Origin of the sequence: Comamonas sp., assembly GCF_036666375.1 — a bacterium.
Lineage (GTDB): Bacteria > Pseudomonadota > Gammaproteobacteria > Burkholderiales > Burkholderiaceae_C > Comamonas.
Genome location: NZ_JAVWWA010000009.1, coordinates 22226 through 30486, shown reverse-complemented (window position 1 = coordinate 30486; position 8261 = coordinate 22226). Strand labels below are relative to the sequence as shown.

Here is an 8261-nt window from a genome sequence, read left to right as displayed (position 1 = left end):
CGCACCACCTGGCGCACTGCGATCGCCAGCGAAGCTTCGTCGGTGATCAACGGCGCGCCTTCCTGCGCCGTCGCAGTGAGCAGCTCCACCCGGGCGGGCAGGCGCTGGCGCGCGAGCTGCGCCATCAGCGCGGTCGTCGCCTCGGACGTGTTCGGATTGATCAGCAACAGCTGGGCTGCGGGCGCCGCGCGCTGGGTCATGTCTGCTCCTCCTCGATGGAACGGCCAAAGGTCTCGGGCGCGAACTGCACGGCGATGGCGAACAGCACATACATCGCGGCGATCATTCCGAACATGCCGGCCACGCCATACAGATCGAACATCTTTCCGGCGAGTACCTGCGACATCGCGCCACCGATCGTGCCCAGCGCGAGCAGGAACGAAGTGCCCAGGCCGCGGATGCGTGTCGGGTACAGCTCGGGCGCGTAGATCCAGATCGAGGTGTTGAGCGTCAGCACGCAGAACTGGAACAGCGCGCCGCACAGCAGCACCACGGCCACGCTGCCGGTGAAGTTGCCGAACGCCAGGCCGGCAAGACATGCAGCCAGCGCGCCCGCGGTCAGCACGCGCTTGCGCGGGAAGTAGTAGCCCATGGTGGATGCGGCGAGCGCGCCCAGCAGGCTGCCGCTTTGCATGATGATGGTGAAGGTGAAGCTCTTGGTGATCGAGTAGCCCTGGGCGACCAGGATGGTCGGCATCAGCGTCAGCACCGACAGCTGGGCGCCAAACGTCATCCACGACGCAATGCCCACGGCAATCGTGCGGCGCGCATATCCGCCGCGAAAGATATCGGCAAACGAATTGCGCCGCACGCTGGTCGGGGCCTGATCATCGCGGCTCGCGGTGATGTAGGCATGCACCGGAAACGCGGCGTTGGCGAGCTTGCCGCTGGCGAGCATCGACAGCACGCGGTTGGCCTCGTCGACCCGGCCCTTGGACAGCAGATAGCGGGGTGTCTCGGGAATGAAGCGCCGGTAGAAGACGATGAACAGCGCGGGCAGCACCAGGCAACCGAACAGCCAGCGCCAGGCGTTCTCGCCGGGAAACAGCGCGAACACGCCCAGCGCGAACGCGGGCGCGAGCATATTGCCCAGGCCGCCGCCGCCGACGTTGATCAGGCCCACGGCCGTGCCGCGGAACTTGGCCGAGCAGAACTCGGCCAGCATGGTCACGGCGGTGGTGATCTCGCCGCCCAGGCCGAAGCCGACGACAAAGCGCGCAATCGCCAGCATGGTGTAGCCCGGCGCGAGCGCACAGCCGATCGCCCCCAGCGTGAACAGCGCCAGATTCACATTCAGCATGGTGCGCCGCCCGAAGCGGTCGGCCATGTAGCCCGACAGCAGGCGGCCGATCGCGGCAGCGATGAAGGTGATGGTGTTGAGAAAGCCGATGTCGGTGGCGCTGAGCCCCCACTGCTCGCGCAGCAGCGGCCCGACCAGGCCGACCGCGTTCTGCTCGAACACGTCGAACAGCACGCCGCACACCACGAGAAAGATGATGCTCTTGTGCGAACGCGTCACACCGATCTGGTTGAGCGCATTTTCCAGCTGCTGCATCTGTGCGCCTGTGGCGCCAGCGGACGACGACAGGGGAATTTCACCGGCCATGGGAGATCTCCGATTGAACCCGGCAGCGACTGCCGGGCAGGGACTGATATGGAATCCACGGTGAATGAAAAAATATTTTCACTCACCCATAAAAGAAAAGCAAATTTCAGGCCTGGCCGTCTATCTGCAAAAACGCCCCATTACAGGGCAATCTCGGCGCGCGTACGCACCAAAAAAACCAATAACGCACCAGTCATGCACAAGACCTCCCCAAAAAGATGCATAAGGGCATACATTTTTGGCATAATCTTTTTTCACGTTTTCACGCAGCCGTTTTTTTAGTCAGAAAGTTCTCTCCATGAAGTACGAGTCCGTCGGCCATTTCCTTGAACAAGTGGCACAGCGCAATCCCGGCCAACCCGAGTTTCTGCAAGCCGTCACTGAAGTGATGGAAAGCCTCTGGCCCTTCATCGAGAAGAACCCCAAGTACGCTGAGAACGGCCTGCTCGAACGCCTGGTCGAAGCCGAGCGCACCGTGATGTTCCGCGTGAGCTGGATCGACGACCGCGGCCAGGTGCAGGTCAACCGCGGCTACCGCATCCAGCACAGCATGGCCATCGGCCCCTACAAGGGCGGCCTGCGTCTGCACCCCTCGGTCAACCTGTCGGTGCTCAAGTTCCTGGCGTTCGAACAGACGTTCAAGAACGCGCTGACCACGCTGCCCATGGGCGGCGGCAAGGGCGGCTCGGACTTCGACCCCAAGGGCAAGAGCCCGCTCGAAGTCATGCGCTTTTGCCAGGCTTTCGTCACCGAACTGTTCCGCCATGTCGGCCCCGACACCGATGTGCCAGCAGGCGACATCGGCGTGGGCGGCCGTGAAGTCGGCTTCATGGCCGGCATGTACAAGAAGCTCACGAACAGCGCGGCCTGCGTGTTCACGGGCAAGGGCCTGTCGTTCGGCGGCTCGCTGATCCGCCCCGAAGCCACGGGCTACGGCACGGTCTACTTCGCGCAGGAAATGCTCAAGACCCGCGGCCAGTCGTTCGAAGGCCTCACGGTCTCGGTGTCGGGCTCGGGCAACGTCGCCCAGTACGCCGTCGAAAAGGCCATGGCCCTGGGCGCCAAGGTGGTGTCGGTGTCCGACTCGTCGGGCACGGTCTATGACGCCGCAGGCTTTGACAGCGCCAAGCTCGCGCTGCTGATGGACGTCAAGAACCACCGCTATGGCCGCGTCAGCGACTACGCCGCGCTGGTGCCCGGCGTCGAGTTCATCGCCGGCAAGACGCCCTGGGGCATCAAGGTCGACGTCGCACTGCCCTGCGCGACGCAGAACGAACTGGACCTGGATGACGCCAAGACGCTGATCGCCAACGGCGTGCGCTGCGTCGCCGAAGGCGCGAACATGCCCGCCACGATCGAAGCCGCCAAGGCCTTCGAAGCCGCGGGCGTGCTGTACGCACCGGGCAAGGCCTCGAACGCCGGTGGCGTGGCCACTTCGGGCCTGGAAATGTGCCAGAACTCGGCACGCATTTCCTGGCCTGCCGAAGAAGTCGACGCCCGCCTGCTGCAGATCATGCAGGGCATCCATGCAGCCTGCCTGAAGTACGGCAAGCGCGCCGACGGCACGGTGAGCTACATCGACGGCGCCAACGTCGCCGGCTTCGTCAAGATCGCCGATGCGATGATTGCCCAGGGCGTCGTGTAATCACGCTGCGCAGGTAAAAGAAAAGGGACCGCAAGGTCCCTTTTTCATGCCTGTATTTCCAGGATTACTTGCTGCGCAGCAAGGCCGCATCGCACCAGCGCTGCGCGACCTGGGGCGTGGTCATGCAGACGGTCTCGTGCGTGGCCGTGGTGACGGCGCGCTCGAGCAGCTGGATGTCGGCCTCGTGCTGGCGCGCGACATGCGGGTCCTCGAAGAAGATCACGCGCTGGCAGCGGCGCTCGAGCACCAGATCGGCAATCTGCGCATCGCCGCCCAGCGGGCCGCTCTGGTAGCGGTCCACCCAGGGCCGGTCCGCGGGCCAGCCCTTGCTCCAGGCCATCTCGTTGAGCTTCTGGCCCGTGGTGCCCGTGCCCACGCGGCGCGCGAAGCGCGACAGCAGCGCGAAATTGCGCTCGGCGAATTCCAGCATCGCAGGCTTGAGCGCATCGTGGGCGATCAGCGCCAGCGTCTGCGACTCGAGCGCATAAAAGCGCTGGGCGCCGACATCGGGCACCAAACCGCGGTGCAGGCGTTCGACTTCTATCCAGTCGCGCGCCGAAGCCACGGTCGACAGGAAAGGCTTGCCATGGATCACGCACTGGCGCTTCAAGGCCAGCGCTTCGGGAAAGATCGACGACGGATCGACCGGGTCGATGAAATAGATGGCGCCATCGAGCCGGCGTTCATCTTCCTCCAGGCCCACGACTTCGGCGACCAGCTTCATCAGCCCGCCTTCGCGGCCATAGGGATAGCGGCGCATGCCGGAATACGCGTGCAGCATGCCCGCGGCCTGGATCGCATCGTAGGTGCGTCCCACGGCGTGCAGACCGAGCTGCAGTTCGCGTATGCCGGACTCGCAGGCGCGCAGCCAGGAGAACAGGGCCGCGTCCTCGGCCTGGTGGTGAAGACGGTTCGCAGCTAAACCCAAGCGCATAGATCTCTCTCGAAAAAAACAGCCGAACGCAGACCGATTCCCGTAGCCGGGCCGGCCAATAAACAAGAGCATATCCTTGAATTCCCGCGCCACGTTCAACCTCATCCATCCTATGCGCCCTGCCCGCCTTGTTCTTGCCGCCGCCTGCTGCACCTTGCTGGCGACCAGCGGCTGCGCGCTGCTCGACGCCAAGCAGCGCGAATGGATCTTCCAGCCCAGCCAGCGCAGCTGGCAGAACGCCGACATGACGGGCATGGAAGACATCTGGATAGACTTCGATTCGCGCCTGAGCGGCGAGGCCGTGCGCCTGCATGCGCTGTGGCTGCCGGCCAAGAGCGCCAACGCACCCGTGCTGCTGTATCTGCACGGCGCGCGCTGGAATGTCTCGGGCTCGTCGCAGCGCATTCGCCGCATGCAGTCGCTGGGCTTTTCGGTGCTGGCCATCGACTACCGCGGCTTCGGCCAGAGCAGCGCCGGACTGCCCTCGGAAAAGCTCGCGATCGAGGACGCGCGCGCGGCCTGGGACTGGCTGGCAAGGCAGCATCCGCGCAACGACCGCTACCTGTTCGGCCACTCGTTGGGCGGAGCGATCGCGATCGCGCTGGCCAGCGAAGTCGACGACGAGCGCGGCACGCTGGTCGAAGGCACGTTCAGCCGCATGACCGATGTGATCGGCAGCATGCGCTGGGGCTGGCTGCCCGTGGGGCCGTTGCTCACCCAGACTTTTGACTCGCAGCAACGCGTGGCGCGCATAGGCTCGCCGCTGCTGGTGGTGCATGGCAGCGGCGACCGGCTGATTCCGCCCGCGCTGGGCGAGCAGCTCTATGCGGCCGCGCAATCGCCCAAGCGCTGGGTGCTGGTCGAGGGCGGCAGCCACCACAACACCAACGCCATCGGACTGCCGCAGTACCGCGTGGCGCTGAAGGAACTGTTCGACCTGCCGGCCGCGCCCTGACTTCAGTCAGACCGTTCGGACGCACTGCGCGCGCCGCGCTCTGGCGTCTGCTACGCTCGCCGGCTATGCCCGTGTCCCCGCTCACTTCCGCGCCCGCCTCCGGCGCCACGATGTCGCCCGCGCTGGTGGTGCTTCTGCTCGGTCTGCTGCTGGGCCTGCAGCCTCTGGCCACCGACCTCTATCTGCCGGCGCTGCCCGCGCTGCAAGCCGGTTTTTCGGCGCCGGTCGCGCAGGTGCAGCTCACGCTCACCGCGCTGCTGCTGGCCTTCGGCTGCTCCCAGTTGCTCTGGGGGCCGCTGTCCGATCGCTGGGGCCGCCGGCCCGTGCTGCTGACCGGCGTCGCGGGCTATGTGATCGGCGCTCTGGGCTGCGCCGCAGTCGACTCCATGGGCGCGCTGATAGGCTGGCGCGCGCTGCAGGGCGCGGCGCTCGGCGCCTGCGTGATGTGCGCGCGCGCCGTGGTGCGCGATCTCTACGGCCCGGTACAGGGCGCGCAGGCCATGTCGCGCGCGCTCAGCGGCCTGGGCATGATCGCTTTTCTCGCGCCGGTCAGCGGCAGTCTGCTGGTCGAACTGCTGGGCTGGCGTTCGACCATGGTCGCGCAAGCGCTGCTGGGCGCGGTCGTGCTGCTGTTCGCGGCACTGCGCTTTCAGGAGTCGTTGCCCCAGCGCAATGCGCAGGCGCTGCAGCCGCTGGCGCTGGCACGCAACTGGGCGCGCATCGTGCGCCATCCGACTTTCCAGGCCTACAACCTGCTGACCATCTTCAGCTACGCCGGACTTTTCACCAATCTCGCGGCCTCGTCGTTCACCTATATCGAAGTGCTGGGCATGGAGCGCAGCCATTACGGCCTGATGATGGGCGCCAACGCGTTGTTCTACATCGGCGGCACGGTTCTGTGCCGGCGCATGCTGCGCCGCTGGAGCGTGCAGCGCTGCGTGGCCTGGGCCGGCCTGGCAAGCGCGCTGGCCGGCCTGGCGATGCTGGCCTCGGCACTCGCCGGACTGCAAAGCGTCTGGGCCTATGCGCTGCCTTTCCTGCTGTTTCAACTGGCCCACGGCGTGCACATGCCCTGCGGGCAGAGCAATGCGATTTCCCCTTTTCCACAGTCGGCCGGGACGGCGTCGGCCGTCAACGGCTTTGGCATGATGCTGGTCGCGTTTGCCATGGGCCATTGGCTGGGCCTGCACCTCGACGGCAGCACCATGGCCCTGTCCGCGGGCGTGGCCTTCTGGGGCGCGTGCACCGCGCTCACGGCCTGGCTGCTGGTGCGCCGCTTTGGCCAGACCAGCCACCTCTGAAATTCCCGCTTCACCCTTTTTCGATGACCCTATCGGCCCTGCCCCTTGCGGCCGGGCCGCTGTTTTGTGACTATGAGCGACATGACCGCCCCCCCTCTCCTGCCCTGCATCGCCATCGCCGGCCCCACCGCCTCGGGCAAGACCGCGGGCGCCATGGCGCTTGCGGCCGTGCTGGGCGCGCGCGGCCAGGCCGTGGAAATCATCAGCGTCGATTCGGCCCTGGTCTACCGCGGCATGGACATAGGCACGGCCAAGCCCTCGGCCGCCGAGCAGGCCGCCGTGCCCCATCACCTGATCGACATCCGCGATCCGCTGCAGGCCTACAGCGCAGCTGAATTCGTGCAGGATGCCCAGCGCCTGATCGCTGAAATCCGCGCGCGCGGGGCATTGCCGCTGCTGGTCGGCGGCACCATGCTGTACTTCAAGGCCTTGTTCGACGGCATAGACGACATGCCCGCAGCCGATGCCGCAGTGCGCGCCCAGCTCGAGCAGCGCGCCGCGCTCATAGGCTGGCATGGCCTGCACGCCGAACTCGCCCAGGTCGACCCCGAAACCGCGGCGCGGCTCGCGCCCGGCGACAGCCAGCGCATCCAGCGCGCGCTCGAAGTCTTCATGATTTCGGGCCAGCCGCTGTCGCACTTTCACACACGCGCGCGCGCGGCCACGGCCGACGCGGCCGGCGCGCACGCCCCGGCCATTGCGACGCTGTTTTCTCTCGAGCCTGCCGAGCGCAGCTGGCTGCATGCGCGCATCGCCCAGCGCTTCGACGCCATGCTTGATGCGGGCCTGGTCGCCGAAGTCGCGGGACTGCGCGCGCGCGGCGACCTGCATGCCGATCTGCCATCGATGCGCTGCGTGGGCTATCGCCAGGTCTGGGACGAGATGGATTGGCAGACGCGGCGCGGCGGCGAACTCAACCGCCATCTGCTGCGCGAAAAAGGCATTGCCGCGACGCGCCAGCTCGCCAAGCGCCAGATCACCTGGCTGCGCAGCATGCCGCAGCGCCAGGTGATCGCCTGCGACGCAGCCGATGCGACGCCGGCCCTGGTGCAGGCCGTGCTCGACCATCTGGCCGCGCACAGGAACTGAATCGGCCCACGCCATGCACGCAGCGCCACTGCCCACTCGCCCAGCCATCTCCGTGCAGGATCTCGCCAAGCACTATGCGGGCGCGAGCGTGTTCAGCGCGGTCTCGTTCGATGTCGCGCCCGGCGAGTTCGTCGCCATCGTCGGCGAGTCGGGCGTGGGCAAATCGACATTGCTCAACTGCCTGGCCGGGCTCGATCACTGGGATGCAGGCCGCATCGTGCACGCCGGCACGGATCTGGGCGGACTCGATGAGGACCAGCGCGCCATCTGGCGTCGCACCCAGCTGGGTTTCGTCTTCCAGGCTTTTCATGTGCTGCCCCACCTCGACGTGGCGCAGAACGTGGGCCTGCCGCTGATGCTGCTGGGCGGGCGGCTGGACGCGGCCGCGCTCGCGCGCGTCGAAGAAATGCTGGCCGCCGTGGGCCTCGCGGGCCTGGGCACGCGCCTGCCCCAGCAGCTCAGCGGCGGCCAGCTGCAGCGCGTGGCGATTGCGCGCGCGCTGGTACACCGCCCGCGCCTGTTGCTGGCCGATGAACCCACGGGCAACCTGGACCCGGCAACCGCCACGCGCATTCTCGACCTGCTCACCTCCCAGGCGCGCGCCGCCGGCGCGGCGCTGGTGCTGGCCACCCATTCACGCGAGGCCGCCCTGCGTGCCGACCGCGTGCTGCAATTGCGTGCGGACGGCATGGGAGCGGCCGGCTAGGTGCGGCCGGCGAGGTGCGGCCGGC

Annotated in this window: 7 protein-coding genes and 1 pseudogene; 5 read left to right on the top strand and 3 right to left on the bottom strand. The window is 66.9% G+C overall.

Going from position 1 to position 8261, the window contains the following annotated elements; translation table 11 throughout:
• Together RR928_RS03595 and RR928_RS03590 are read right to left on the bottom strand one after the other, a co-directional pair.
• Positions 1–200, bottom strand: a pseudogene (locus RR928_RS03595) (hypothetical protein); the annotation flags it as partial.
• Positions 197–1606 carry an MFS transporter gene (locus RR928_RS03590; RefSeq protein WP_332681532.1) on the bottom strand — a complete coding sequence of 470 codons (1410 nt, stop codon included), beginning with the start codon at positions 1604–1606 and terminating at the stop codon, positions 197–199. The gene RR928_RS03590 and the pseudogene RR928_RS03595, both read right to left, overlap by 4 nt.
• 298 nt (positions 1607–1904) lie before the next feature.
• Here RR928_RS03590 and gdhA point away from each other — a divergent pair, with 298 nt between their 5' ends.
• On the top strand, positions 1905–3251 hold the full coding sequence (gdhA, locus tag RR928_RS03585) for an NADP-specific glutamate dehydrogenase (RefSeq protein WP_332535021.1): 1347 nt from the start codon (positions 1905–1907) through the stop codon (positions 3249–3251).
• Between the two features lie 64 nt (positions 3252–3315).
• Here the strand turns inward: gdhA and RR928_RS03580 are convergent, their stop codons facing one another.
• Positions 3316–4185, bottom strand: a complete 870-nt coding sequence (locus RR928_RS03580) for a methylglyoxal synthase (protein WP_332535022.1) — start codon at positions 4183–4185, stop codon at positions 3316–3318.
• Positions 4186–4297: 112 nt separating this feature from the next.
• Here RR928_RS03580 and RR928_RS03575 point away from each other — a divergent pair, with 112 nt between their 5' ends.
• The 4 genes from RR928_RS03575 to RR928_RS03560 all read left to right on the top strand — a co-directional run bounded on the left by RR928_RS03575 (position 4298) and on the right by RR928_RS03560 (position 8236).
• The gene (locus RR928_RS03575) at positions 4298–5140 is read left to right on the top strand and encodes an alpha/beta hydrolase (RefSeq protein ID WP_332535046.1); all 843 of its coding nucleotides are present in this window, start codon (positions 4298–4300) and stop codon (positions 5138–5140) included.
• Positions 5141–5250: 110 nt separating this feature from the next.
• Positions 5251–6441, top strand: coding sequence for a multidrug effflux MFS transporter (locus tag RR928_RS03570; RefSeq protein WP_332535048.1), 1191 nt, complete (start codon positions 5251–5253; stop codon positions 6439–6441).
• An 81-nt stretch (positions 6442–6522) separates the two neighbouring features.
• Positions 6523–7530, top strand: a complete 1008-nt coding sequence (miaA, locus tag RR928_RS03565) for a tRNA (adenosine(37)-N6)-dimethylallyltransferase MiaA (protein WP_332549611.1) — start codon at positions 6523–6525, stop codon at positions 7528–7530.
• Positions 7531–7543: 13 nt separating this feature from the next.
• Entirely contained in the window at positions 7544–8236 is a 693-nt protein-coding gene (locus RR928_RS03560; protein WP_332535026.1) for an ABC transporter ATP-binding protein, read from the top strand.
• Positions 8237–8261 lie beyond the last annotated feature (25 nt).

Bases quoted from the DNA above. Each gene is read 5' to 3' on its own strand.
- RR928_RS03590 (WP_332681532.1), bottom strand. From the start codon at position 1,606: ATGGCCGGTGAAATTCCCCTGTCGTCGTCCGCTGGCGCCACAGGCGCA.
- gdhA (WP_332535021.1), top strand. From the start codon at position 1,905: ATGAAGTACGAGTCCGTCGGCCATTTCCTTGAACAAGTGGCACAGCGC.
- RR928_RS03580 (WP_332535022.1), bottom strand. From the start codon at position 4,185: ATGCGCTTGGGTTTAGCTGCGAACCGTCTTCACCACCAGGCCGAGGAC.
- RR928_RS03575 (WP_332535046.1), top strand. From the start codon at position 4,298: ATGCGCCCTGCCCGCCTTGTTCTTGCCGCCGCCTGCTGCACCTTGCTG.
- RR928_RS03570 (WP_332535048.1), top strand. From the start codon at position 5,251: ATGTCGCCCGCGCTGGTGGTGCTTCTGCTCGGTCTGCTGCTGGGCCTG.
- miaA (WP_332549611.1), top strand. From the start codon at position 6,523: ATGACCGCCCCCCCTCTCCTGCCCTGCATCGCCATCGCCGGCCCCACC.
- RR928_RS03560 (WP_332535026.1), top strand. From the start codon at position 7,544: ATGCACGCAGCGCCACTGCCCACTCGCCCAGCCATCTCCGTGCAGGAT.